The organism is Streptomyces sp. NPDC002838 (assembly GCF_040295365.1).
In the GTDB taxonomy this organism is placed as follows: domain Bacteria; phylum Actinomycetota; class Actinomycetes; order Streptomycetales; family Streptomycetaceae; genus Streptomyces.
Genome location: NZ_JBEOVF010000031.1, coordinates 101,969 through 126,102, shown reverse-complemented (window position 1 = coordinate 126,102; position 24,134 = coordinate 101,969). Strand labels below are relative to the sequence as shown.

The window sequence follows — 24,134 nt, the reverse complement described above, 5'->3', positions numbered from 1 at the left end:
CTGCGAGGTTTACACCGCCACCCAGAGAAACTGTTCGGCATCCGTGAACTACAACAAGTGACCATTTCCCAGATGCGGCGCCACCGACCGCCGCGCAGCGCCGACTCCACGATCGACTTCGGCCGGGCAGTGGGGTGACGGAGGCAGAGTGGGCTTCTTCTGCCGCTCTAGCCTCGATCTTTCGCGCGCCCACCAGCAGGCCCGGTAGCAGACTGGCGGCGTCGGGGGGAAACGCCCGGCGTCGAAGCCCAGTGTCGAAAGCCCTGTAAAGGGGGAGCAAAGCAGCGGTCCGTAGCATCACGCGAAGCCTGCGGCGTCGTTAGAGGCCCGCCTCTCGGGGCGGGGACAGGGAGTGCCGAGCCCCCGAAATCAGGGCGAAGGCCATGGAAGCGGCGAAGATCCTGGAATTGCAGCCGTGAGGGACTCCCCGGCGTATGGGGCATGGAACGTTGCGACGGTGACAGCGGGAACTGGGGAGGCCCTCCCCGGCCCGGCGGCCTGCGGACAGCTGCCGCCGGAAGCTGCGCGTCCTATAACCGGGTGATCCCCGGGAGGTGGGCGCGGGCCGGGTGGGCGTCGGAGGCGGCCGTGGTACCGCGACGAGCCGGCGGACAACACAACCGCCGGCCAGGGAAGGGCCCTGCTTCGTCGATGTGCAGGTTGTCTGGAGGGGCTTGGTGAGTGCCGTTTCGGCTAGTTCCACCACGTCGGGATCTCTGAAGCTGGATCCGGTCCGAGCCTTGCAGCATGCGCTCTACCGGGCGGCCAAGGCCGATCCCGGACGGCGGTTCCACGCGTTGGGGGACAAGGTCCACCGCAGGGACGTCCTGAGGCGCGCGTGGGTGACGGTGCGTCGCAACAACGGCGCGCCGGGTCCGGCGCACCAGAAAGTTCGGCTGGGCGGTGGTTGCCTTCGCCGCCCAGGACTCCCTGGGACTGATCGCCCTGCACGGAACCGTTGTTGCACCCAGACCCTTCCGGGACTGGCGGGGCAGGCCGAATGCCGGTGGTGAACGGCGTCGGTGAGCCGTGTGCGGGAGAACCGCACGCACGGTTCGATGCGGCGGGGGCTGGAAACGGAGCGTACGTACTACGCCACCGCGCCAGCCCCCGACCCTGCATGAGGGTTCGTCAGCAAGCTGACGGACCCTTTCGGCTTGTTCCCGGGCGGAGATTTCTGTGGGTGGGCAGGCGGGTGGCCCGGCTGTCGCGTCGGGTGGGCGCCGGGTTCCACTGTTCCGGGTTGACGGGTGCTCGTCGGGGCAGACCGTTGTCGCTGGTCAGCCGGGGTTCGGCAGGGCTTGCAGCCGCTCGAACGCGCTGGTGATCACGTCGGTCCATGGCCAGTGCCGGGAGAGGCGGATGATGCGGCGGCGGCCGGTCGTCACGAGCTGGGCGGCAGCGGAGAGCAGTCGCAGCCGCAGGCGCTTGGGCTCCCACCGGCGGGCGGCCCCGGTCAGGGCGAGCGTCGGCATCCAGGCCAGGAGATCGAGTGCGATCTGGACGATCTCCAGCCAGAGCTGGTTCTGCGCGGTGCGGTGGAGGGGAAGGTTGCGCAGGCCGGTGTCGCGGGCGGCGCGGATGCGGTCCTCGGCCCTCGCACGCTGGCGGTGCCGCAGCTCCAGAACGGCGATCGGGGTGTTCTTGGTGTTGGTGGCAAAGCAGGTGATCCGCATCCCGTCCGCGTCGGTGATCCTCAACTGGGCGCCGGGATGGGGCCGTTCCTTGCGGACGAGCAGCCGTATCCCGGCCGGCCAGCCGTTCAGGCAGTCCCCGGCGAGTTCTGCGACCCAGGCGCCGTCACGGATGTCGCCGTCGGGCTCGACAGCCGGGGTCCAGGCCGCAGCCGGCACTTTCAGCACCGCCTGGTGAATCTGCTCGGTGATGACCATGCCGACCGAGTAGGACAGCCACCGGCCCCGCTGGGTGAGCCAGTTCAGGAACTCATGCGTCCCGCCGCCGGAGTCGGTGCGGATCAGCGTGCGGCGTCCGCGCCGGTGCTTCTTCGGCAGCTGGGCGAGGGCCAGGCGGGCGGTTTCGATGTGGTCCGCGGCGGTGTTGCTGCCCGCATTGCCCGGCCGCAGCAGGCCGGCGACCGGCTCCGGCGTAGGTCCGCACGTCTGTCCGCTGTCCTGAGAGCAGTCAGTGCCGTCGGAGCAGCCCTGGTCGCCGTGGTCGGCTTCGCACCGCCCGCCCGCTCCGTCTGGGTGGCCGATCTGCCTGGCGCAGGGCAACCTTGTCCCGGCCGAGGTGCTGGGAGCGAGCGCGGGCTCGGGATGGATCGACATGGTCGCCGGCACCGGCGTCTTCATCGCGCAGTTCATGCTGCGGCAGCCCCTGGCGATGGCCGCGGCGATCGCCATCGCGGCGGCCCACGCGGTGGGTGCCGGCGTACGAGAGGCTTCCGTCGTCCTGGTTCTCCAGGGGCTGCTCGCTGCCGCTGTCATGGTCCTGCTGCGGCATGGAGCGCGTAGGGCGGACCTCGCGCTGTCCGAGCAGGCGTCGGCGCGCGCGTCGGTGCGGGCCCGGTCCGCCGCCTGCACCGATGAACGGGACCAGCAGCGGCTGTTGCACGACACCGTGCTCGCCACGCTCACCATGGTGGGCACCGGCAGCATCACCCGTGACTCTGCCGCGCTGCCGGAGCGGGCCGCGGCCTACCTGGCCGTCATCGCAGACCTGCGGGCGCATCCCGGCGTGGCACGCGATGTGGTGCAGGCCCCCGCACCGCTGGATGTCGCGCTGCGCACCGTCGTACTGACGCGCCGCGTCGGCCTCCCACCCCTGGACATCGAGTTCGACGTGCCGCCGCTGGACCTGCCCCACGAAGTCGTGGTAGCCCTGTCGCAAGGGGGCGCCGAGGCCCTGACCAATGTGGCCCAACACGCGGAGACCCGCGCTGCCCGGGTCACGGCCCGACGCGTCGGGGAGGGCGTCGCGGTCGAAGTCTGCGACAGCGGACGCGGGTTCGACCCTGCGGCCGTTCCCTCCCACCGGCGCGGCCTGCGGGAATCGGTCTACGGCCGGATGAGTGCCGTGGGCGGCAGCGCCCGGACGGATTCGTCCCCCGGCACCGGCACCCGGGTCGTGCTGAGGTGGGAACCATGACCGCCGACGGCGTCAAGCGTATGGTCGCCACCCGTTTCACCCAGGCCGTCAATATGGGGTGCCGGTAAGAACGCTGGCACCAGCCGCAAACGGCAGTGATCTTGCCGGGCGTCACCCGTGTGGGTGAGTCCGGGGCCGTACGGCTGCGGTGGGTGAAGCCGCGCCTCCTCGGCCTCAGCCACACCGGCAACCGCGCGACGGGCCGCCGACGCGCTGGAGAGTGCGCGTCGGCGGCCCGTCGTTCAGCGGGGCGGCAGGGCGGCGGGATCAGCCGGCGCCGTTCGGGTCGAAGGGGATGCCGGACGGCTTGGCCCGGCTGAGCTCGGTGGCGAAGCGGTCGTTCTTCAGCGGGAAGTTCGCCTTGCCCCAGGTGGCCCCGTTCAAACGGTCCTGCAGGCCCTGCGTCCAGGTGTTGCTGCCGCCCGGGAACTGGTTCCAGCTGACCAGACGCGGGAAGTCCCAGCCGCCGTCGCCCCACGCCTCCGCGCCCTCACCGGACTTGGCGAAGCGGAAGGAGTGGGTGCCCCACAGGTCGGCCTCCTTGTGGTAGACGACCTTGAGGCGGACGCCGTCCTTCAGGACGGAGCTCCACGACGAGGTCGTGTACTCGCCGTGGGCGGAGACGGACGCGTAGGACGGTGTGCCGGCACCCTGCCGCACCCAGATGACGGCGGCCTCCCAGTCGTGGCGGTGCGAGCTGGGGGTGCAGTCGTAGCAGCTCATGTCCTTCTCGAAGTACAGCGTGTAGATGATGCCGCACCAGCCGTTGTTGCACTTCGCCCGCGAGTAGGTGTTGGCGTTGCCGAGGTGGCCCGTGCGGCACTGGCCGGTGATCGACCCGCTGTCGTCGAGGCCGCCGTTGAGTTTGCCGCTGCTGTCGATCGCCGCGGCGGGGAAGCAGCTGTCCGAGTCGTAGTCGAAGACCGGCTGGAAATTCCGCTGGAAGGGCGTGGTGCTCTCGTTGATGGGGGTCAGCACGCCGGCGTGCGCGCTGCCCGTCACACCGATGGTCAGCGCGACGGCGCTGCCCGCGACCAGCGCGGCCCTGCCGAGGCGGCCGAGGCGCGACTTCCGGCGTTTCTGCGACTTCTTCGGGGCGTGGGACATCAGCGGTTCTCCACTTGCTCTGTGTTGCGCCGGTGATCCGGCTCTGCGCGACAGACGCTGGCAAGCGGAAGGTTGATCGGCACCTACTTTCACCAGGGCAATCAACCAGGGAAAGCGGTGGGGGATTGTTCGGCGGCGCGTCCCGCAGCTGTAATCAACACCTCACCTCGTGCGCGCAGGGTTCGATGCTTGAAAGTGCAAGCTGATCTCAGTGTGAATGGGTGGAACTATGGGGCGTCCGGAAAGACCCGTCGACCCGGCTGCCGGTCCTGTGCAGCAGCTCGCCCATGAGTTGCGGGAGCTGCGCAGGGCGGCCGGCAGCCCGTCGTACCGCGCGATGGCCGAGGAGGCGGGGTTCTCCGCGACGACGCTGTCGCAGGCGGCGGCCGGGGAGCGGCTGCCTTCCCGGGCGGTCGTCCAGGGGTATGCGCGTGCCTGCGGGGGCGACCCCGGCGAGTGGGAGGCGCGCTGGAAAGAGGCCGAGGCGGCGGTCGCGGCCGCTCCCGTCCACGACGAAGGGGACGGGCCGGCGCCGTACCGGGGCCTCGCCCGGTTCGAATCGGACGACCACGAGCTGTTCTTCGGCCGTGACCGGACCCTGGAGGAGCTCTGCCGGCTGGTGTCCGCGCACCGGTTCGCGGCCGTGTTCGGCGCCTCCGGCAGCGGCAAGTCCTCGCTGCTGCGGGCCGGGTTCCTCCCCCGCGTCAGGAGGGAGATGACAGGGGGCGAGGGCGTACTGCGGATCCTCACGCCCGGAGCCAGGCCGGCCGAGACGTACGGGCATCTGCTGACACCGGCGAAGGGCGAGCCGGAGAGCTGGGTGGTGGTGGACCAGTTCGAGGACGTCTTCACCCTGTGCCGGGACGAGGCGGAGCGGGCCCGCTTCATCGAGCTGCTGCTGACCGCCCGGGACCCCGCGTCCCGGCTACGGGTGGTCATCGCCGTACGCTCCGACTTCTACCCGCGCTGCGCCGACCACCCGGAACTGGCCGACGCGCTGCGCCACGCCGGGCTGCCGGTCGGCCCGATGACCGCGGACGAACTGCGGGACGCGGTGGTGAAACCCGCGCTGGCGGCCGGTGTCCTGGTGGAGCGGTCGCTGGCCACGACGATCGTCGACGAGGTGCTCGACCGTCCCGGCGCGCTGCCGATGCTCTCGCACGCTCTCCTGGAGACCTGGCGGCGACGCAAGGGCCGCATGCTGACGACGGCCGCGTACGAGGCGGCCGGCGGACTGAACGGCGCGATCGCGGCGACCGCCGAGGAGGTGTACGGGCAGCTGTCCGCGCCCCAGGCCGCCGTCGCCCGGCTGCTGCTGCTGCGGCTGGTCGAGCCGGGGCGGGGCACCGTCGACACCGGGCGCCCGTTCACCCGGGCCGACCTCAAGTGGTGCGCGCACCCCGACACACCGGTGGTGGTGGAGCGGCTGGCCCGCGCCCGCCTGCTGACCGTCGACGAGGACAGCGTCCGCCTCGCCCACGAGGCGCTGATCACCTGCTGGCCCCGGCTGCACGGCTGGATCGAGCAGGACCGCGAACGGCTGCGCCACCATCGGCAGCTCACCGAGGCCACCCGCGCCTGGCTGGCGCACGGCCGTGACCCCGGCACCCTCTACCGGGGCACCCGCCTGGCCCGTGCCGAGGAGATGTTTCCCGACCACGACGGCGACCCCGCTCTGGCGCCGGTCGAACGGTCCTTCCTCACCGCCGCGTTCGAAGCCCGCGAGGCGGAGAACCGGGCCGCCGCCCGCTCCACCCGACGCTCCCGCCAGCTCGTCGGCGCCCTCTCGGCCGTCCTCGCAATGACGCTGGTCACCGGCCTGGCCGCCTGGCGGCAGCACGACGACAACCAGCGCCGGCGGACGCAGAACACCGCCCGCCGGATCGCCGCCGTCGCCGAAGGGCTGCGCACCACCGACCCCCGGGCCGCCCTGCTGCTGGGCGTCGCCGCCTGGCGGATCGCCCCGTTGGCCGAAACCCGCCGGACTCTGCTCGGCTCCCTCACCCAGCCTGAACAGGACGCCTTCAGCGACGCCGCCTCGGGCCACCGCTCCCAGCGGTTCCTCGCCGACTCCGGTCGCACCCTGCTCAGCGTCGACGACCGCACCTGGCAGACCTGGAACCTGGGCACCCGCCGCAGCACCGGCTCGGGCCGGCTGCCCGAGGGCGAGGTGCTCGCGGCCGACCCGGACGCCCGGGTGCTGGCGATCTCCGGGACGGACGGCGGCGTACGGCTGTGGGACACGCGCACCGCACGGTGGACCGGCGGCGGGCCACTGCCGCCCGGCCGACCCGAGCCGGGGTTCGAGTCGTCGGGATTCGAGTTGTCGGGCGTCGAGTTGCGCTTCGGCGCGAGCGGACGCAGTTACGTCGAGGGTGGCCCCGACGCCGTACGACTGCGGTCCGTGGTGGACGGCGAGGTGCTGTTCGAGACGCGGGAGGCCGGTCCGGCGAACGTGGCGCCGAGCCCCGACGACCGGCTGGTGGCCGTATGCCCCGCCGGAAAGGCGCCGCAGGTCCGGGAGACCGCCGGCGGCCGGCCGCTGCCCGGCCCGTGGGAGCGGGCCCAGGACAGCTGCGGCGCCGACTCGGCGCTGGTGTTCGGCACCGACGGCCGGTTCGCCGCCGTCTCCCAGACCGGGGTCCTGGTGTGGGACATCCGCTCCGGACGCCAGGTCGCCGAGATCCGCGACCTGGGCGTGCGGTACGCGTCCTTCAGCCGCGACGGCGCCTTCTTGGCGACGGCCGGCTCCGCCGACGAGATCCGGGTGTGGCGGCTGTCGGACCCCGCCGCCCCCGTCCTGCGCCACCGCCTGAACAACCAGAACCTGCACGGCGGCCTCGCGTGGGACTCCGGCCCGTCCGTCCTGCGCTACCTCGAAGGCGGCACCGTCCACACCCTCGACCTGACGACGACGGTCACCGCGGCCTGGCGCGACCGGCCCATGGACGGGGTCCTGCTCAGCCCGGACGGCCGGACGTTCGCCACCGCGGAACGAGCCGATACCGGAACCGGCACCGGGTTTGCCTTCGAACTGCGTGACACCCAGGACGGCCGTCTCCTCCGCACCCTGCCGTCCCCGCCCCCACCGGTCTCCCTCGACAAGGTGCCGCTCGCGGCGGGGGACACCGTCCCGCAGATGGCGTTCAGCCCGGACGGCAGCAGGTTCGTCTACGGCGTCTCCGCGCCCGGCGTCCGCTCCGCGCCCCAGCGGTTCACCGTCTGGGACCTGACCCGCGACCGCGAACAGAGCGCGCTGGACCTGGCGACGACCGAGTCCGGCACGACGGTGACCGCCCTGGCCCTGACCTCGGACGGCCGCACCCTTTTCACCACCCGTACCTCGACCTCCGGCGAGCCGGGCAACGAGCGGTGGAACACCGTGAGTCGCCGCCGGACGAGGGTCCTCACCAGGCCCGGCGAGGCCGGCGCCCGGCTGGCCCTCAGCCCCCGCACCGAGCTGGTCGTCGGGGACAACCGGGTCGCCCGCCGGACCACCGGGCGGAGCGTCGTGCTGGACCTGGTGCAGGGCGACCACGTCAGCGCCCTGGCGTTCAGCCCGGACGGGCACCGCCTGGCGGCGGGCGACCGGACCGGCCGTGTCGCCCTGTGGGACGGCGAACTGCACCGCCGGGCCGGCGTCCTGCGCAACGTCTTCCCCGCCCCCCTCGGCGACACCCCCGAGGCCGTCAGCGCCCTCGCCCTCAGCCCCGACGGCCACACCCTCGCCGTAGGCGGCGACGCCGGCACGCTCCAACTCTGGGACACCACCACCACACAGCCCTTCGGCGACCCCTTCCCCACCCCCGGCGAGCCCATCCGCTCCCTCGCCTTCAGCCCCGACAACACCACCCTCCTCGTCAGCGGCAGCCACGTCCCGCTCCAGCGGTACACCATCGACCCGGCCCGCGCCGTCACCCAGATCTGCGCCCGCGCCGCGAACAAGGACCTGACGAGGGCGGAGTGGAACTCGTACGTACCGGACGCGCCGTACAGAAGGGTGTGCGACTAGGGCCCTTCTGATGGATCTACGCAGCGTCGCGACGCCCGGCACGCACGCTCGCCGCACGGTGCGGAGGGCCAGGTGGCTCCGCCACATGACCCTCCGCACCGCAGGCCGATCGCACGCACCGAACGCCGCTCCTTCTCCTGCGTAGATCCATCAGAAGGGCCCTAGTCGGCAGAGCCTGTGGAGCGTGGCGCGTAGCCCGCCGCGGGCCCAAAGTCCCAGAGAAGTCCCAGAGATGCCGCCGCACCCCTCCCTGACCCGCTAAGCAGCAGGTCAGACGGGGTGCGGCGGCATTCGCTCATCAAATGTCCCGGAAGATCTCGATCTGCGCCCCGATCGTGTTCAGACGCTCGGCGAGATCCTCGTAACCGCGGTTGATGACATACACGTTGCGCAGCACGGACGTGCCCTCGGCCGCCATCATCGCCAGCAGGACGACCACGGCGGGCCGCAGCGCGGGCGGGCACATCATCTCGGCGGCTCGCCAACGGGTCGGTCCCTCGACCAACACCCGGTGCGGGTCGAGGAGCTGGAGGCGTCCGCCAAGCCGGTTCAGGTCCGTCAGGTAGATCGCGCGGTTGTCGTAGACCCAGTCGTGGATCAGCGTCTTGCCCGACGCGACGGCCGCGATGGCCGCGAAGAACGGGACGTTGTCGATGTTCAGGCCGGGGAACGGCATCGGGTGGATCTTGTCGATGGGCGCCTCCAGCTTGGAGGGCCGGACGGTGAGGTCCACCAGGCGCGTACGGCCGTTGTCGGCCCAGTACTCGGGTGTGCGGTCGTGGTCGAGGCCCATCTCCTCCAGCACCGCGAGCTCGATCTCGAGGAACTCGATGGGCACCCGGCGCACCGTCAGCTCCGACTCCGTGACGACCGCGGCGGCCAGCAGGCTCATCGCCTCGACCGGGTCCTCGGAGGGGGAGTAGTCGACATCCACGTCGATGCTGGGCACGCCGTGCACGGTGAGCGTCGTCGTACCGATGCCCTCGACCTTGACGCCCAGGGCCTCCAGGAAGAAGCACAGGTCCTGGACCATGTAGTTGGAGGAGGCGTTGCGGATGACGGTGACGCCGTCGTGCCGGGCGGCCGCGAGGAGCGCGTTCTCGGTCACGGTGTCGCCGCGCTCCGTCAGCACGATCGGACGGTCGGGTCGGACCGCCCGGTCGACCATGGCGTGGTACTGCCCCTCGGTCGCCGCGATGTCCAGCCCGAACCGGCGCAGCGCGATCATGTGCGGCTCGATGGTCCGTGTGCCGAGGTCGCAGCCGCCGGCGTACGGCAGCTTGAAGTGGTCCATGCGGTGCAGCAGCGGGCCGAGGAACATGATGATGGACCGCGTCCGTACGGCGGCCTCCGCGTCGATCGCCGCCATGTCCAGCTCGGTCGGCGGCACGATCTCCAGGTCGACGCCGTCGTTGATCCAGCGGGAGCGGACGCCGATGGAGTTCAGCACCTCCAGGAGGCGGTACACCTCCTCGATCCGGGCGACCCGGCGCAGCACCGTGCGCCCGCTGTTGAGCAGCGAGGCGCACAGCAGTGCCACGCACGCGTTCTTGCTCGTCTTCACGTCGATCGCGCCGGACAGCCGACGACCGCCGACCACACGCAGATGCATCGGGCCCGCGTAGCCCAGTGAGACGATTTCGCTCTCCAGGGCTTCACCGATGCGAGCGATCATCTCAAGGCTGATGTTTTGGTTGCCGCGCTCGATGCGATTGACGGCGCTCTGGCTGGTGCCGAGCGCCTCGGCAAGCTGCGCCTGTGTCCAGCCCCGGTGCTGCCGGGCGTCACGGATGAGCTTGCCGATGCGTACGAGGTAGTCGTCTGCCATGGGGTTGAGGCTATCTCAGATATGAGATGGCACATCTCCGGGGGGTCCATTCGGGTGATGGACCGTCAATCGCGCCTGGTGGGACGCGGGTCCTCAGTGGCGCCTGGCGGTACGTGTACGACGCCACCCGAAAGGTCCGGGCAAATCCATCGATGTCGTACGTCGTCCCGTACTGCTGCGGGTGTGCCGCGGCCCGTACCTGCCGCCGCCGGTGGAGATGGACCAGGAGCGCTTGTTGATGTTCAGCCGCACTCCCGGAAGGATCCGGAAACTCTTGCGGAACGTGAGGGGCATCGTGCCTCCTTTCGCCGGGCTCGACATGCGTGCCCTCGACTGTCGGTTACCCCGACTTGGCGAACTGATGGGCGAACCGGGCAACGTGTCCTGGAGCGACAGGTCCTCAGTCCTTCATGCGCGGACCGGCCGCTCGAAGAACGTCTCCAGTGCGACCGTCGCCCGAGTCCCGCTCACACCTTCGATCGCGTAGAGCCGCCGCAAAACGTCCTGCAACTGCTCCGTGGTGGTCGTGCGCACCTTGACGAGCACTGATGCGGTTCCGGCGATGACGTGGGCCTCCTGAATCTCGGGGATGGCGGCGAAGGATTCGCTCGCGTCCCCCATCCAGGCCGACGAGTCGACCATGACGAAGGCGAGTACGCCCCTGCCGAGGGCGGCCGGGTCGACCTCCACGGTCGTGCGGCGGATGACACCGCGTTCACGGAGCTTGCGTACGCGATCGTGAGCCGCGCCGGCTGACAGGCCGACCGCCTTGCCGAGCACCGCGTAGGCCTGTGTGGCGTCACGCTGAAGCTCCGCGATCAGCGCCCTGTCGATGTCGTCCACGATCTCCTTCGCCCTCCCCGCGCCATCACCATATCTGGTTCGGGCAGAATATGATCACCCAGAATGACGTTCAACTGGTGCTAGGGGAGAGGTTGGTCATGTCTGGCGAGGTCCTCAACAATCTGTACGAGGTTCTGGACGAGCGCTTTCGTAGGTGCGCCAACGGCGACGCCCGGCTCGAGCGGCTGCACGCCGACTGCCGCTGGGCCGAGGGGCCGCTCTATCTGCCCGCCTGGCGGCAGCTGATCTGGAGCGACATTCCCAACGACCGCCTGCTGCGCTGGGACGAGGCGACCGGCGTGATCGGGGTCTTCCGCTCCCCGGCCGGGCACGTCAACGGCAACACTCTCGACCGCGAGGGCCGGCTGGTCAGCTGTGAGCAGGGCAACCGCCGGGTCACCCGCACCGAGCACGACGGCCGCGTCACCGTGCTCGCCGACCGCTTCGAGGGCAAGCGCCTCAACAGCCCGAACGACGCGGTCGTACGCTCCGACGGCTCCGTCTGGTTCACGGACCCGGACTTCGGGATCACCAGCGACTACGAGGGGCACCGTGCCGAGAGCGAGATCGGCACCTGCGACGTCTATCGGATCGACCCCGTGACCGGCGGGGTCCAGCGGGTCGCGGACGGTTTCGGCGGACCGAACGGCCTGGTCTTCTCACCCGACGAAAGGCAGCTGTACGTCGCCGACACGAGAGCCGGACAGATCCGCGTCTTCGACGTGCGGGAGGACCGCGTCCTCTCGAACGGCAAGGTGTTCGCCGAGCACACCGGCGGCTTCGACAACATCCGCCTCGACGACGAAGGGCGGCTGTGGGCCGCCGTGTTCGGCGACGGCGTGCACTGCTACCACCCCGACGGCACCCTCATCGGAAGACTGCGGGTGCCCGAACCGGTCTCCAACGTCGCCTTCGGCGGCCCGAGGAACAACCGCCTGTTCATCACTGCGACGACCTCGCTGTACTCGCTCATGATGTCCGTGACGGGCCTGCCCCGAGTGCTGTGACGGCCGTACCGAGACATCACTGGGAGGGCGGTTCGGCGATGCCGATGAAGGCTCCGGCCATGGGCCGGACGCGTACCGACCACCCCAGCGCTGTGAGGTCGTCCGTGAGTGTCCGGACATCGTGGAACACCTTGACGATGCGGTACTCGCTGCCGTCATCGAGCCGGCGCAGGGCCGCCGGGGCCGGCTGGTTCGCGAGGACTTCCTCGTTCGCGGCTGCGGCGGGGCCGTCGTCGATGAAGACCGCTCTGCCGCCCGGCGCGAGCGCGGCGGCGACGGTGTTCCAGAAGCCGGGCAGCCGCGTCGGCGGGACATGGGAGAGCCAGAAGGCGAAGAACACGGTGTCGTAGCGTCGTGGCGGCTGCCACTCGAACAGGTCCGCCTCGAGGAACCGGACGGTGGGCGATGCCGTGCGCGCACGCGCGAGGTCCAACGCCTCGGGTGCCGCGTCGACAGCCGTCACCGAACGCGCCCGCGCGGCGAGTCCCGGGGTCCACTGGCCCGTTCCGCAGGCCAACTCCAGCACGTCCCCGGCAATCGGGAGGTCATCGACGACAGCCAGCAACTTCCGCAGGTCTTCGTGCTCCGCGTAGGGCCGGTCGTATTCGGCCGCACCGGCCCTGTAGTAGGCCATCTGCTCTGTCAGGAGAGCGTCGTCATCCATGCAGGTTCCTCGCATCCGGGTTCGGTCGGAGTCGAGCGGGCTCAACTCGCCGCTTCGTCGCCACAGACACCGTCGGCCTTCACCTTTGGGCAAGGTCAAGAGTCAGGAACGTGACCACTGACCGGTATCTGCTGACTGTCCGGCAGGCGGGGCGATCCTGGGTTTCGCTCAACGGCGATGCCATACGAGCGTGTAGCGCCAGAAGAGCCGACGGCGCAATCGTGCGCCGGGTAGGGCGTCGCGGGCCTCGCGGACGATGTCGGGAAAGCTCATGTCCGCCGGTCGGGTCGGGGCGGTCATCGAGACTGGCCGTGGTGCCCGGCGGCCCTTGTTCTTGAGCCAGCCCATGACGGCGTTGAGCGGGATGGCCAGGAAGCCGAGCAGATGGTCTCCAGGCGTCCGCGCTCGGGAGAGGCCGACGACCACCAGGGTTCCTCCGGGGACGAGGCGCCGGCGGAAGACGGTGAGAGCTTCGGTGAAGGGCAGGTGATGGATGGTGGCGACGCAGGTGATGGCGTCGTAGGAACCGGCGGGGATGCCGGTCAGCGCGTCGGCGACAGCAAAGGTCGCTGGGGTTGCCGAAGGAGTCAGCTCCTGTGCGCGGGCGATGATCGCCGGGTCGGAGTCGATCCCCTGCACCTTGTCGGCGCGTGTGGCCAAGAGCCTGGCCAGGTCACCGCTGCCCGAGCCGACGTCCAGGGCGTTGTCGAAGCGTTTGGGGAGCTGCCGCAGGATCCACCGGTGGTAGTGGGCGTTGTGGTCCCAGGGATGGGCGGCGTTGAACTGCTCGAGCGCTCGGAGGACGCGATGCGGCAGTGTCGTCATGTTGTCATTCCATCAAGTACTCCAGCAGCACCTCAGCGGAGAGTCCGCCGCCTTCGTGGTGGGCCGCAGCACTGGGCATCTCGTCCAGTCCATTGCATGGTTCGGCCCGGCCACGAACCCGCCCAGCGACATGGTGAAGCGACAGAGCACCTTCCGTCGACCCGGCCCCCCTCGAAACTCATCGCTGGGCCACCAGAATCCGGCCGGGCTATCCGGAATCTGCTGACTATGACGCAGCGGCTCAGTCCCAGCCGGTGTGCTGGTCGGCCTGCGAGCTGGTCCGACCGTTTACTGCCCCACCCCCCAGCCCGGCCTGGTCGGTCCTCGAGCCGGTCTCGGCGACTACCTGGCCAAGGATCTGTGACGAGCCATTCGTCACCCTGTCCTCGGCCAGGCCGCCGGCCGGGCGAAGGCCACGGCTCGTCCTCATCCGTCCTGCGACCGGTGGCGGGCCGCGTGTATTCCGGTCAGGGCGCCCAGCGTGACGAGCGTCGTCACGCCCGCGCCGACGAAACACGCGTACTGCGGGGCGGTGACCAGAAGGGAGCGTTGTGGGGGTATCAGCCCTTCCGGGTCCTGGTGCACCGTGAAGTGGTCGCCGACCTCGGTGTCCGCGTCGCAGCCCGTATCCCAACCGGTGGGTTCCGATGAGGTCCCGTCCGGCAGGCGGAGCTGGCAGACATGCCCGGTGCCACCGTCTTTCTGAGTGATTTCGCGGGTCTCGGAGACCACGGCCGTCACGCGCACGCCCCGTTGGTCGAGGACGGCGTCTCCGAACAGCACGGCCACCGTCATCATGAGTGCGAACTGCACCACTGCCGTGGCCGCGACATGCCAGGAGAGGAGGCGGAGTATTACGGTGGGCCAGCAGACGACGGTCGCCATGCCGATCGCACTGCCCAGCACGGCAAGAGAGGTCGTTTCGGACCAGAAGAGGGTCAGCAGCGCGCCCGAGCCGACCATGAGGGCGGACGCGATCAGGCCGCCCACCGCTCCCAGCAGCCCCCAACGCGCCGTGAGCCGTAATGGCTTCGCCGCCATCGCCCCTCCCCGCAACCGACTGCCGGCCCGCATCGCCGAACCTACCCGGGCGAGTCGCTCATCCACTCGTCCCGTGCTGGGCATGGACAGCCGCGTGGCCCGCCGTCTCGACCAGATCCCACGCTCCCTCGTCGCGCCACTTCAGCCGCATGCGGTGCAGGGTCCGCTCCGGGACCGACGTCCCTGAGGCGGTCAGCTCGGCGACCTCGGCTTGCGTACGTACCTCTTCGCCGGGCACGCCTGACACCTTTGCCGACGCCGTCGACGAAGGCGCGTCAGTGGTGGTGGCCGTGCCGGCCGAGGGTCTCCACGGGGGTCGCGCCGGGGCGGGTCCACTGCGGCACGGGGCGGCTGGTCGGGCCCCAGGTGGCGTTCCCGTCCGCGTCCGAGCGCCAGGACCAGCACGGGGGGCGTCCCTCGGGCCGGCCCTCGGGCTTGTCCTCCCACGCCTCGCCGCGGCCGTAGGGCGTCATGTCGAGCAGGCCGAGGGACCCGTTGACCCGCTCGTTGCCACGGCCCGTCGTGGAGTAGGTGAGGAACACGCGGTCGCCGTCGCGCAGGAAGCAGGTGAGGTAACCCATGCTGCCGCCGACCGGCGCGTCCACGTCGCGCACCGAGTACCAGGGCTGGGTGTAGCCCATGAACTCGACGTAGGAGGCCACCTCGTCCCACCGGCCCGTGGTCAGGATGGCGAACGAGACGCCGCGGGCGTTGAGGTAGACGGCGTCCTTCAGGTGCCAGGCCGTGGTGGTGCAGCCCTCGCACTGCCCCTGGTGCGGCGCGCCGTCGTACCACATGTGCTTGTAGACCACGAGCTCGTCGCGGCCCTGGAACAGGTCCAGGAACGGGACCGGCCCGTCGGCTCCGACGACCTCGACCGTCCCGTCGAGCTCCACCATCGGCAGCCGGCGGCGGGCCGCGGCGAGGGCGTCGCCCTCGCGGGTGTGGGCCTTCTCGCGGACCAGAAGCTCGTCACGGGCGGTCTGCCAGGTGGCCAGGTCGACGACGGGCGGGCGGCCGGGCAGCGCGGTGGTCGGGTCATTCGGCGTGGTCGTCATGGTGTCCTCCGTGGTGTCTCGAGCCGGGCAGCGTCGTACGACGTCCTACGACGGTCACCAGAACAGACTCGCCACCCGGCCGGAACTCATCGCGGCAGGGGACGCTCTGGTCGCGCTCTGGGACTGCCCCAGTTCCGCTGAGACAGGGCAACGGGGAGGCCGGGAATGACCAACCCGGCCCCATGTACTAGAGTTATCTCGACATCGAGATATCTGCCGAGGCGCACCACAGTCGCCACTCCAGTAAGGCGTACCTAACTTAGCCTTACCTTAGCGGATCGGCCAAGAGGGCGTGGCGGCAGGATGCGGTGGTAAGCGCACAAAAATGAAGGAGACTGTCGTGTCGGCGAACAGCTTCGACGCCCGCAGCACGCTGCAGGTGGGCGACGAGTCGTACGAGATCTTCCGCCTGGACAAGGTGGAGGGCTCGGCCCGGCTCCCCTACAGCCTTAAGGTCCTGCTGGAGAACCTGCTCCGCACCGAGGACGGCGCGAACATCACCGCCGACCACATCAGTGCCCTTGGCGGCTGGGACTCGCAGGCCCAGCCGTCGCAGGAGATCCAGTTCACGCCGGCCCGCGTGATCATGCAGGACTTCACCGGCGTGCCCTGTGTCGTGGACCTCGCCACGATGCGTGAGGCCGTCAAGGAGCTCGGCGGTGACCCGGCGAAGATCAACCCGCTGGCCCCGGCCGAGCTGGTCATCGACCACTCCGTCATCGCCGACAAGTTCGGCACCAACGAGGCCTTCGCGCAGAACGTCGAGCTCGAGTACGGCCGTAACCGCGAGCGCTACCAGTTCCTGCGCTGGGGCCAGACCGCCTTCGACGAGTTCAAGGTCGTCCCGCCCGGCACCGGCATCGTCCACCAGGTGAACATCGAGCACCTGGCCCGCACGGTCATGGTCCGGGGCGGGCAGGCGTACCCCGACACCCTCGTCGGCACCGACTCGCACACCACCATGGTCAACGGTCTCGGCGTCCTCGGCTGGGGCGTCGGCGGCATCGAGGCCGAGGCCGCGATGCTCGGCCAGCCCGTCTCGATGCTCATCCCGCGCGTCGTCGGCTTCAAGCTGACCGGTGAGCTCACGCCCGGCACCACCGCCACCGACCTGGTGCTGACCATCACCGAGATGCTCCGCAAGCACGGCGTCGTCGGCAAGTTCGTCGAGTTCTACGGCGAGGGCGTGGCCGCCACCTCCCTCGCCAACCGCGCCACCATCGGCAACATGTCGCCGGAGTTCGGCTCGACCGCCGCGATCTTCCCGATCGACGCCGAGACCATCAAGTACCTGAAGCTGACCGGCCGCAGCGAGCAGCAGCTGGCGCTCGTCGAGGCGTACGCCAAGGAGCAGGGCCTCTGGCTCGACCCGGCCGCCGAGCCCGACTTCTCGGAGAAGCTGGAGCTCGACCTCTCGACGGTCGTCCCGTCGATCGCCGGTCCCAAGCGCCCGCAGGACCGCATCGTCCTCGCGAACGCCGCCGAGCAGTTCACGCAGGACGTCCGCAACTACGTCGACACCGTGGACGAGGCCGGCCAGGAGTCCTTCCCGGCCTCCGACGCCCCGGCCATCGCCCCGAACGGCGCCCCGTCCAACCCGGTCACCGTCACCGCCCCCGACGGCTCGACGTATGAGATCGACCACGGTGCGGTGACGGTCGCGGCCATCACCTCCTGCACCAACACCTCCAACCCGTACGTCATGGTCGCCGCCGCGCTCGTCGCGAAGAAGGCCGTGGAGAAGGGCCTGACCCGCAAGCCGTGGGTCAAGACCACCCTCGCCCCGGGTTCGAAGGTCGTGACGGACTACTTCGACAAGGCCGGGCTCACCCCGTACCTCGACAAGGTCGGTTTCAACCTCGTCGGCTACGGCTGCACCACCTGCATCGGCAACTCCGGCCCGCTGCCGGAGGAGGTCTCCCAGGCCGTCAACGACCACGACCTCGCGGTCACCTCGGTCCTCTCCGGCAACCGGAACTTCGAGGGCCGTATCAACCCCGACGTCAAGATGAACTACCTGGCCTCCCCGCCGCTGGTCGTCGCGTACGCCCTCGCGGGCTCCATGAAGGTGGACATCACCAAGGACGCGCTCGGCACGGACCAGGAGGGCAAGCCGGTCTACCTGTCCGACATCTGGCCCTCCGAGGCCGAGGTCAACGACGTCGTGGCGAACGCCATCGGCGAGGACATGTTCAACAAGTCCTACCAGGACGTCTTCGCCGGCGACGCCCAGTGGCAGGCGCTGTCGATCCCGACCGGCAACACCTTCGAGTGGGACCCGCAGTCCACGTACGTCCGCAAGCCCCCGTACTTCGAGGGCATGACGATGGAGACCACCCCGGTCTCCGACATCTCGGGCGCGCGCGTCCTCGCCAAGCTGGGCGACTCGGTCACCACCGACCACATCTCCCCGGCCGGCGCGATCAAGGCCGACACCCCGGCGGGCCAGTACCTCACCGAGCACGGTGTGGAGCGTCGTGACTTCAACTCCTACGGCTCCCGCCGAGGCAACCACGAGGTCATGATCCGCGGCACGTTCGCCAACATCCGCCTGCGCAACCAGATCGCGCCGGGCACCGAGGGCGGCTACACCCGCGACTTCACCCAGGACGGCGGGCCGGTCTCCTTCATCTACGACGCCTCCCGCAACTACATCGAGCAGGGCATCCCGCTCGTCGTCCTCGCGGGCAAGGAGTACGGCTCCGGCTCGTCCCGCGACTGGGCGGCCAAGGGCACGGCCCTCCTCGGCGTCACGGCCGTCATCGCCGAGTCGTACGAGCGCATCCACCGCTCCAACCTCATCGGCATGGGTGTGCTCCCGCTCCAGTTCCCGGAGGGTCAGTCCGCCTCGACGCTCGGTCTGACCGGGGAGGAGGCCTTCTCCATCTCCGGCGTCACCGAGCTCAACGACGGCACCACGCCGCGCACGGTCAAGGTCACGACCGACACGGGTGTCGAGTTCGACGCGGTCGTCCGCATCGACACCCCCGGTGAGGCCGACTACTACCGCAACGGCGGCATCATGCAGTACGTGCTGCGCAGCCTGATCCGCAAGTAACCCAAATAACCCAGGTAACCCAAGTAAGCGGTACGGCAGGGCAGTTGAGGGCCGCATCCCCGGCGAGGGGATGCGGCCCTTCGCCGTATGCGTCCCGATCCGCCCGAGAACATCGCCCACCCTCAGGTTGAACACAGGGTTCCCCCAGCGGACGGGGACAGTATCGAGACATGTCTGGCACTTCCCGGTCCCGAACCGGCCGCGTCCGCGGGCTCGTCGTCGACGGTGAGCCCGCCCCCACCCACACCGACCGCGGGCTGGGCCGCACCATCGGGCCGACGGAGGCCGGGAGATGACCGCCACCGGACCGAGCCCGAGCCCGCGCCCGCGACGAGCGGGGACCGCCCGTCAGGGCCGTGTCCCGCGCACGCACTCCCTCCGCACCCGCCTGCTGCTCTGCATCGGCGCCACCCTCGTCGCCGTATGCGCCGCGACGGCGATCACCACAGCCTTCGCCCAACGGGCCTATCTGATGGGCGACTTGGACGACAGGATCACCAACGCCGCCGAGCGTGGACTGGACGGTGCCGCGCGGCAGCCGGACATCGAGGACGACCTGACCTTCCTCGACGACACCGGTCACCCGGCCGGTCTGCTCGCCGCCCGGCTCGACGACGACGGCACGGTTCTCACCGGGGCGGTCGTCAGGCACGACGCCGTACCGCGGTCCCTCACCACAGCCCAGCGCACCGCCCTGGCGGGCATCGCGACCGACGGTTCCCGGCACACCCGGACCGTCCCCGGCCTCGGCACCTACCGGGTCGCCGCGCTGGCCGACGACGGGGTCCGCGTCCTGACCGGCCTCCCGATGGACGACGTGGAGCACCTGATCAGCAGGCTCGTAGCGGTAGAGGGAGTCGTCGCCGGCGCCGGGCTCGCCGTCGCGGGCTGCGTCTGCGGGGTGGTCGTACGGCGGCAACTGCGTCCCCTCCGCCGGGTCGCCGCCACCGCAACCGAGGTCTCCCGCGCACAGCTGGACCGGGCCGAGGTCACCGGCCTCGCCCGCGTACCCGCCCGGGACACCGACCCCGGCAGCGAGGTCGGGCAGGTCGGTGCCGCCCTCAACCGGATGATCGACCACGTCGAGTCCCAGATCGCCGAGCGCCGGCGCAGCGAGGAGCGGGTGCGCCGCGGCGAGGAACGCATGCGCCGCTTCCTCTCCGACGCCAGCCATGAACTGCGCACGCCGCTCGCGTCCATCGCCGGATACGCGGAACTGATGACCCGCGGCACGAGCCCGATCGAGCCGGTCCTCGCCTGGAGCCGCGTCTCCGCCGAGTCGGCCCGCATGACCGGCCTGGTCGAGGACCTCCTCCTGCTGGCCCGGCTCGACGAGGGCCGGCCGTTGCAGTCCGCCGAGGTGGACCTGGCGGCGCTGGTCGCGGAGGCGGTGTGGGCAGCGCGGGCGGCGGGCGGCGGCCACGACTGGCAGCTGGAACTGCGCCTCGACGCCCCCGCGCTGGTCGCCGGCGACCAGGCCCGACTCCACCAGGTGGTGGCCAACCTGTTGGCCAACGCGCGTATGCACACACCTGTTGGCACGACGGTGGTGGCCTCCGTCGAAACCACACCCGCCCGCCGCGTCATCCGTGTCCGCGACGACGGCCCCGGCATCCCGCCATCCCTCCTCCCCACGGTCTTCGAACGCTTCACTCGTGCCGACACGTCCCGCTCCCGCGCGGATGCCAGGCAGGGTGGCTCGGGCCTGGGTCTGGCCGTCGCGGCGGCGATCATGGCGGCGCACGGGGGACGCATCGAGGTGGACAGCGTCCCGGGGTGTACGGAGTTCACGGTGGAATTGCCGACGGCGGGGAACACGGCAACGGTGACGCGAGTGGATCCGGTGACGGAGGGGGCCAGGGCTTCCCTCCGGTGAGCCGGACGCGCGCCCGGTACCAGCAGTTGGTGAGCTGACTCCTACGGGGCGCGCGTGGCCGTCGGTGGCTACACCGTTGTCAAAGGCTGAGTGGGAGTGAGTCCTGCTGCCAGGATGCATGCTCAGCCGCGTGCGCCGAACGGTGTTGGGCGCTCCCCCACTGCCTTAAGGGCGTGGGAGGTACCCCCAGGTCGCCCGCGTTCGCTCCGCGTCCGGGCGGCGCGCATCTGGTGCGTGGTCCGGGGATGCGGGGGCGGGACCCCTCACGCCGCCGGGTCTCCGGTCCGGCCTGGGCGGTCCGATGCCCGCAACGATCGCTCTGGTCGTTGCGGGGCGGTGCCGTCCGTCGCCGGATCGGATGCCCGAGGGCGCGCCCTCCGATCGCCACGGCTGCCGCGTCGTGGCGAGTGGTCTTGCGGTTCTTGCCGGTGGGGCTGCTGCCAGTGCTGGGCGTCCCACTTCGAGGTGTAGGCCGGGTCGACCGCGACGAGCGTAACGCCCTGCTCGGCGGCCATCGACACCAGCCGGGCCTTCAGCCGCGCGGTGGGGAAGCGGGAGATCAGACGGCGGAAGCGCTTGTTGCGGCCGTACCTCTCCCGGGACTTTCCGTCGGTGAAGTCGAGGTTCTCGACGGCGATGGCGGCGGCACCGCTGCGGCGGGTGTGGTGCAAGCAGGCGGGTCAGCGCATGCCGGATCTGGGCGTCCCGCTGCGAGGCGCTGCCCGACAGATCGTAGAAGAAACGCCCCGGTTCGCCGACCGGGTCGCCGTGGATGTCGAGCTGCCAGGCGGCGAGGTGGTCGTCGTTCATGTCCACCGCCACCGCCACCACCCCACGGGCGAACCTCCCTCCGAAGCCCGTCCGCGCACGTTCGTCGACAGCACGGGCACTGACTCACACTCGCCAATGCGCGCTTGTGCACGGTCAAGCGGCAGCAGTTCGAACCCCTGAGGCGGGGTAGCCCAACGCCCTGTGACATGGACGAGCGCGACCTGCGTCTCCCCGCCTCGGCGCCGGTGTCGGCTGACGCGGCGTCAGGCCTGGTGCGCCAAGCGTTTACAACTGAGCCGCACAGCGCTAGCTTCCCCAGACAGAGGGGTGGGAGCGCTCCCACAAGGGTGGACCGGAACCCGCCCGGCCGGGCCCGCTCCCACCCCCGCATCCGCACACACGCATCCACACGGCCCGTACCTCAAGGAACGGACTGATCTGTCATGATCCTGACAAGAACCCCGGTGAAGTCCCCGGACTCCCCGCGCCGATTACTGGCCCCCACCCGTGCCAGATCCCTCTTCCTCGTCCTGGTGGCCCTGTTCGCCACCATCCCCGCGCTCAGCCTGGTCGTCACGGCCGGCGGCGAGGCGGAGGCCCACGGCACTCCGATGAAGCCCGGCAGCCGTACCTTCCTGTGCTGGCAGGACGGCCTGACCGACACCGGTGAGATCAAGCCGGTCAACCCCGCCTGCAAGAACGCCCAGCAGGTCAGCGGCACCACGCCGTTCTACAACTGGTTCTCGGTGCTGCGCTCGGACGGCGCGGGCCGCACCCGCGGCTTCGTGCCGGACGGCCAGTTGTGCAGCGGCGGCAACACCAACTTCACCGGCTTCAACGCGCCCCGCGACGACTGGCCGCTCACCCACCTCACCTCGGGCGCGACGGTCGACTTCTCCTACAACGCCTGGGCCGCGCACCCCGGTTGGTTCTACGTCTACATCACCAAGGACGGCTTCGATCCCAAGCAGACCCTCACCTGGGGCGACATGGAGGACCAGCCGTTCCTGAGCGTCGACCACCCGCCGCTCAACGGCAGCCCGGGCACGGTCGAGGCCAACTACTCCTGGACCGGCAAGCTCCCCGCCGACAAGTCCGGGCGGCACATCATCTACATGGTCTGGCAGCGCTCGGACAGCCAGGAGACCTTCTACTCCTGCTCCGACATCGTCTTCGACGGCGGAAACGGCGAGGTCACCGGCATCCGCGACCCGGGCAACCCGACCGAACCGGTGCCGGGCACCTGCACGGCCACCCGTAAGACGACCGGCAGTTGGAACGGCGGCTACCAGTCCGAGGTGACCGTCACCAACTCCGGCGACGTCCCGATGCTGGGCTGGATGGTCGACTGGACGCTGCCGAGCGGCCAGAAGGTCGAGAGCCTGTGGAGCGGCAACGCGACTTACACCGGGCAGAACGTGATGGTCCACAACGCCAACTGGAACGGCTCGCTGGATCCGGGGGAGAGCACGACGTTCGGCTACGTCGTCTCCGGATCCGGCGGTGATACGGCGACGGCCCTGCCCTGCCGGGTCGGCTGAACCGCCGTACTGAACCTCCGCTCGGGGCGGACCCGGTGGGCGGTGCGCCACCGGGTCCGCGAGCCGGCCGGGGGAGGGGGGAGAACGCCCGGTCGGATGGTGTCGGCTTGGGGGAGACCGTGGTGCGACAACGTTGTCGAGTGGCCTGCGCCTGACTCTATCGCGTCAACGGACAACGACGTCAAGCCAGTTGCCCCGGGACCGGGTGCCGCATGTGCTCACGCTCGCTCCGGGCTGAACTCCTCCGCCAGCCAGTCCAGTTGGCGGCGCACATGCACCGCGTCGCCGCCCTCGTGGCCGTTGTACGGATAGGCGTGGATCTCCTTGCGGGGGTCCTCGGCGGCCAACTCCCCGTACCGGTTGAACGCCGCGTACGCCCCGCTCGGCGGGCACACCGCGTCGCGCAGGCCCACTCCGAAGTGCGCCGGTGCCTGCGCGCGCCGGGCGAAGGAGATGCCCTCCATGTACGCGAGCGAGTGATGGGCGGCCTGCTCGGCGCCCCGGTGCACCGACAGATACGCGGTGATCTCGCCGTACGGGCTCGTGTCGGTGAGATCCAGCGCGCGCCGGATGCCGCACAGCAGCGGCGCGGTGATCAGTGCCGCCGCCAGGTCGGGGACCAGTCCGGCGACGGCCAGGGCGAGGCCGCCGCCCTGGCTGTTGCCGACGGCCGCGACCCGTGAACCGTCCACCCCCGGCAGCGCGCGCACCGTCGCCACCGCCCGTACCGCGTCCGTGATCAGGCGCCGGTAGTGGTAGTCCTGCGGGGCGAGCAGGCCCCGTACCGCGGGCCCCGGGCCGCCCGGCGCGCCCGCGTGCGGGTCCGGGGTGTCGCCGCCGCAGCCGTACTGGTCGCCCTGGCCGCGGTTGTCCATCAGCAGGTGCGCGTACCCGGCGTTCACCCAGGTCAGCCGCTCGTGGGGGAGGCCGCGCCCGCGGCCGTAGCCCGCGTACTCGACGACCGCCGGCAGCGGTTCGCGCACGCCGGTCATGGGGGTCCCCCCGCTCGAGCGAAGCCGAGAGTGGGGGAGGCTGTACCAGGCGCGGACCGGATCGCCGGCGAAGCCGCGGAAGGTCACGTCCCAGGTCTCCGTCAGCCGCAGGCCGGTCCGCACCGGCCGCACCGAGACCACCGGGTCCGTCTGCCCGGCCTCCTTCAGCGTGGCCCGCCAGAACTCGTCGAAGTCGACGGGCTCTTCGGGCTCCGGTCGGTACTGCTCGAGCTCTTTCAACGGCAGGTCGAACGCGGGCACGGCGGCACCTCACAGGCGTCAACGGGGCGGCTCGGTCCGATCGTTGCGGTCGCAGAGCAGAAAGTTCCGGCGTGACCGCGCCGATCCATTCATCTCTTCCACCCTCGCACCGAGGTGAATCCAGGGCGGCACAACCGTCTTG

Annotated in this window: 17 protein-coding genes and 2 pseudogenes; 7 read left to right on the top strand and 12 right to left on the bottom strand. The window is 70.5% G+C overall.

Annotated features, from left to right (window positions below):
- Nucleotides 1–1,280: 1,280 nt before the first annotated feature.
- A pseudogene (locus ABT063_RS32745) lies at nucleotides 1,281–2,114 on the bottom strand (IS1380 family transposase); the annotation flags it as partial.
- 172 nt (nucleotides 2,115–2,286) lie between these two features.
- Here ABT063_RS32745 and ABT063_RS32740 point away from each other — a divergent pair.
- Complete coding sequence (locus tag ABT063_RS32740; RefSeq protein WP_351063388.1) at nucleotides 2,287–3,108, top strand: sensor histidine kinase; 822 nt, start codon at nucleotides 2,287–2,289, stop codon at nucleotides 3,106–3,108.
- Nucleotides 3,109–3,375: 267 nt separating this feature from the next.
- On the opposite strand, the gene ABT063_RS32735 is transcribed toward ABT063_RS32740, so the two are convergent.
- Nucleotides 3,376–4,215 (bottom strand): NPP1 family protein, encoded by an 840-nt coding sequence (locus tag ABT063_RS32735; protein ID WP_351063386.1) that lies wholly within the window; start codon nucleotides 4,213–4,215, stop codon nucleotides 3,376–3,378.
- A 229-nt stretch (nucleotides 4,216–4,444) separates the two neighbouring features.
- Between ABT063_RS32735 and ABT063_RS32730 the strand changes: the two genes are divergently transcribed.
- Nucleotides 4,445–8,227 (top strand): nSTAND1 domain-containing NTPase, encoded by a 3,783-nt coding sequence (locus ABT063_RS32730; protein WP_351063384.1) that lies wholly within the window; start codon nucleotides 4,445–4,447, stop codon nucleotides 8,225–8,227.
- Between the two features lie 298 nt (nucleotides 8,228–8,525).
- Here ABT063_RS32730 and ABT063_RS32725 read toward each other — a convergent pair whose 3' ends face one another.
- The 3 genes from ABT063_RS32725 to ABT063_RS32715 all read right to left on the bottom strand — a co-directional run bounded on the left by ABT063_RS32725 (nucleotide 8,526) and on the right by ABT063_RS32715 (nucleotide 10,898).
- Nucleotides 8,526–10,055, bottom strand: a complete 1,530-nt coding sequence (locus ABT063_RS32725; protein WP_351063382.1) for a helix-turn-helix domain-containing protein — start codon at nucleotides 10,053–10,055, stop codon at nucleotides 8,526–8,528.
- A gap of 93 nt (nucleotides 10,056–10,148) precedes the next feature.
- Nucleotides 10,149–10,349, bottom strand: a complete 201-nt coding sequence (locus tag ABT063_RS32720) for a DUF4236 domain-containing protein (protein WP_351063381.1) — start codon at nucleotides 10,347–10,349, stop codon at nucleotides 10,149–10,151.
- Nucleotides 10,350–10,463: 114 nt separating this feature from the next.
- Entirely contained in the window at nucleotides 10,464–10,898 is a 435-nt protein-coding gene (locus ABT063_RS32715) for an Lrp/AsnC family transcriptional regulator (RefSeq protein ID WP_351063379.1), read from the bottom strand.
- Nucleotides 10,899–10,996: 98 nt separating this feature from the next.
- Between ABT063_RS32715 and ABT063_RS32710 the strand changes: the two genes are divergently transcribed.
- Entirely contained in the window at nucleotides 10,997–11,905 is a 909-nt protein-coding gene (locus tag ABT063_RS32710; RefSeq protein ID WP_351063377.1) for an SMP-30/gluconolactonase/LRE family protein, read from the top strand.
- A gap of 16 nt (nucleotides 11,906–11,921) precedes the next feature.
- Here ABT063_RS32710 and ABT063_RS32705 read toward each other — a convergent pair whose 3' ends face one another.
- The 5 genes from ABT063_RS32705 to ABT063_RS32685 all read right to left on the bottom strand — a co-directional run bounded on the left by ABT063_RS32705 (nucleotide 11,922) and on the right by ABT063_RS32685 (nucleotide 15,493).
- A complete protein-coding gene (locus tag ABT063_RS32705) occupies nucleotides 11,922–12,569 on the bottom strand; it encodes a class I SAM-dependent methyltransferase (protein WP_351063375.1) in 648 nt (215 codons plus the stop codon).
- 168 nt (nucleotides 12,570–12,737) lie between these two features.
- Nucleotides 12,738–13,394 (bottom strand): class I SAM-dependent methyltransferase, encoded by a 657-nt coding sequence (locus ABT063_RS32700; protein ID WP_351063373.1) that lies wholly within the window; start codon nucleotides 13,392–13,394, stop codon nucleotides 12,738–12,740.
- 426 nt (nucleotides 13,395–13,820) lie between these two features.
- A complete protein-coding gene (locus ABT063_RS32695; RefSeq protein ID WP_351063371.1) occupies nucleotides 13,821–14,435 on the bottom strand; it encodes a hypothetical protein in 615 nt (204 codons plus the stop codon).
- Nucleotides 14,436–14,493: 58 nt separating this feature from the next.
- Nucleotides 14,494–14,673 carry a hypothetical protein gene (locus tag ABT063_RS32690; RefSeq protein WP_351063369.1) on the bottom strand — a complete coding sequence of 60 codons (180 nt, stop codon included), beginning with the start codon at nucleotides 14,671–14,673 and terminating at the stop codon, nucleotides 14,494–14,496.
- A 37-nt stretch (nucleotides 14,674–14,710) separates the two neighbouring features.
- Nucleotides 14,711–15,493: a DUF899 domain-containing protein gene (locus ABT063_RS32685; RefSeq protein WP_351063367.1), complete on the bottom strand. Its 783-nt coding sequence runs from the start codon at nucleotides 15,491–15,493 to the stop codon at nucleotides 14,711–14,713.
- A gap of 340 nt (nucleotides 15,494–15,833) precedes the next feature.
- On the opposite strand from ABT063_RS32685, the gene acnA reads away from it, so the two are divergent.
- From acnA to ABT063_RS32670, 3 genes are all read left to right on the top strand, one after another.
- Complete coding sequence (gene acnA / locus ABT063_RS32680) at nucleotides 15,834–18,551, top strand: aconitate hydratase AcnA (RefSeq protein ID WP_351063365.1); 2,718 nt, start codon at nucleotides 15,834–15,836, stop codon at nucleotides 18,549–18,551.
- A 170-nt stretch (nucleotides 18,552–18,721) separates the two neighbouring features.
- Complete coding sequence (locus ABT063_RS32675) at nucleotides 18,722–18,847, top strand: hypothetical protein (protein WP_351063363.1); 126 nt, start codon at nucleotides 18,722–18,724, stop codon at nucleotides 18,845–18,847.
- Nucleotides 18,844–20,427: an ATP-binding protein gene (locus tag ABT063_RS32670; protein WP_351063361.1), complete on the top strand. Its 1,584-nt coding sequence runs from the start codon at nucleotides 18,844–18,846 to the stop codon at nucleotides 20,425–20,427. The genes ABT063_RS32675 and ABT063_RS32670 overlap by 4 nt, the downstream gene beginning before the upstream one ends.
- Before the next feature lie 165 nt (nucleotides 20,428–20,592).
- Here ABT063_RS32670 and ABT063_RS32665 read toward each other — a convergent pair.
- Nucleotides 20,593–21,267, bottom strand: a pseudogene (locus ABT063_RS32665) (IS200/IS605 family accessory protein TnpB-related protein); the annotation flags it as partial.
- 374 nt (nucleotides 21,268–21,641) lie between these two features.
- On the opposite strand from ABT063_RS32665, the gene ABT063_RS32660 reads away from it, so the two are divergent.
- Nucleotides 21,642–22,739 (top strand): lytic polysaccharide monooxygenase auxiliary activity family 9 protein, encoded by a 1,098-nt coding sequence (locus ABT063_RS32660; RefSeq protein WP_351063359.1) that lies wholly within the window; start codon nucleotides 21,642–21,644, stop codon nucleotides 22,737–22,739.
- A 218-nt stretch (nucleotides 22,740–22,957) separates the two neighbouring features.
- Here the strand turns inward: ABT063_RS32660 and ABT063_RS32655 are convergent, their stop codons facing one another.
- A complete protein-coding gene (locus ABT063_RS32655; RefSeq protein ID WP_351063357.1) occupies nucleotides 22,958–23,992 on the bottom strand; it encodes an acetylxylan esterase in 1,035 nt (344 codons plus the stop codon).
- Nucleotides 23,993–24,134 lie beyond the last annotated feature (142 nt).

Coding starts and splice junctions, on each gene's coding strand:
- ABT063_RS32740 (WP_351063388.1), top strand. CDS start 2,287: ATGGTCGCCGGCACCGGCGTCTTCATCGCGCAGTTCATGCTGCGGCAG.
- ABT063_RS32735 (WP_351063386.1), bottom strand. CDS start 4,215: ATGTCCCACGCCCCGAAGAAGTCGCAGAAACGCCGGAAGTCGCGCCTC.
- ABT063_RS32730 (WP_351063384.1), top strand. CDS start 4,445: ATGGGGCGTCCGGAAAGACCCGTCGACCCGGCTGCCGGTCCTGTGCAG.
- ABT063_RS32725 (WP_351063382.1), bottom strand. CDS start 10,055: ATGGCAGACGACTACCTCGTACGCATCGGCAAGCTCATCCGTGACGCC.
- ABT063_RS32720 (WP_351063381.1), bottom strand. CDS start 10,349: ATGCCCCTCACGTTCCGCAAGAGTTTCCGGATCCTTCCGGGAGTGCGG.
- ABT063_RS32710 (WP_351063377.1), top strand. CDS start 10,997: ATGTCTGGCGAGGTCCTCAACAATCTGTACGAGGTTCTGGACGAGCGC.
- ABT063_RS32705 (WP_351063375.1), bottom strand. CDS start 12,569: ATGGATGACGACGCTCTCCTGACAGAGCAGATGGCCTACTACAGGGCC.
- ABT063_RS32700 (WP_351063373.1), bottom strand. CDS start 13,394: ATGACGACACTGCCGCATCGCGTCCTCCGAGCGCTCGAGCAGTTCAAC.
- ABT063_RS32695 (WP_351063371.1), bottom strand. CDS start 14,435: ATGGCGGCGAAGCCATTACGGCTCACGGCGCGTTGGGGGCTGCTGGGA.
- ABT063_RS32685 (WP_351063367.1), bottom strand. CDS start 15,493: ATGACGACCACGCCGAATGACCCGACCACCGCGCTGCCCGGCCGCCCG.
- ABT063_RS32675 (WP_351063363.1), top strand. CDS start 18,722: ATGTCTGGCACTTCCCGGTCCCGAACCGGCCGCGTCCGCGGGCTCGTC.
- ABT063_RS32670 (WP_351063361.1), top strand. CDS start 18,844: ATGACCGCCACCGGACCGAGCCCGAGCCCGCGCCCGCGACGAGCGGGG.
- ABT063_RS32660 (WP_351063359.1), top strand. CDS start 21,642: ATGATCCTGACAAGAACCCCGGTGAAGTCCCCGGACTCCCCGCGCCGA.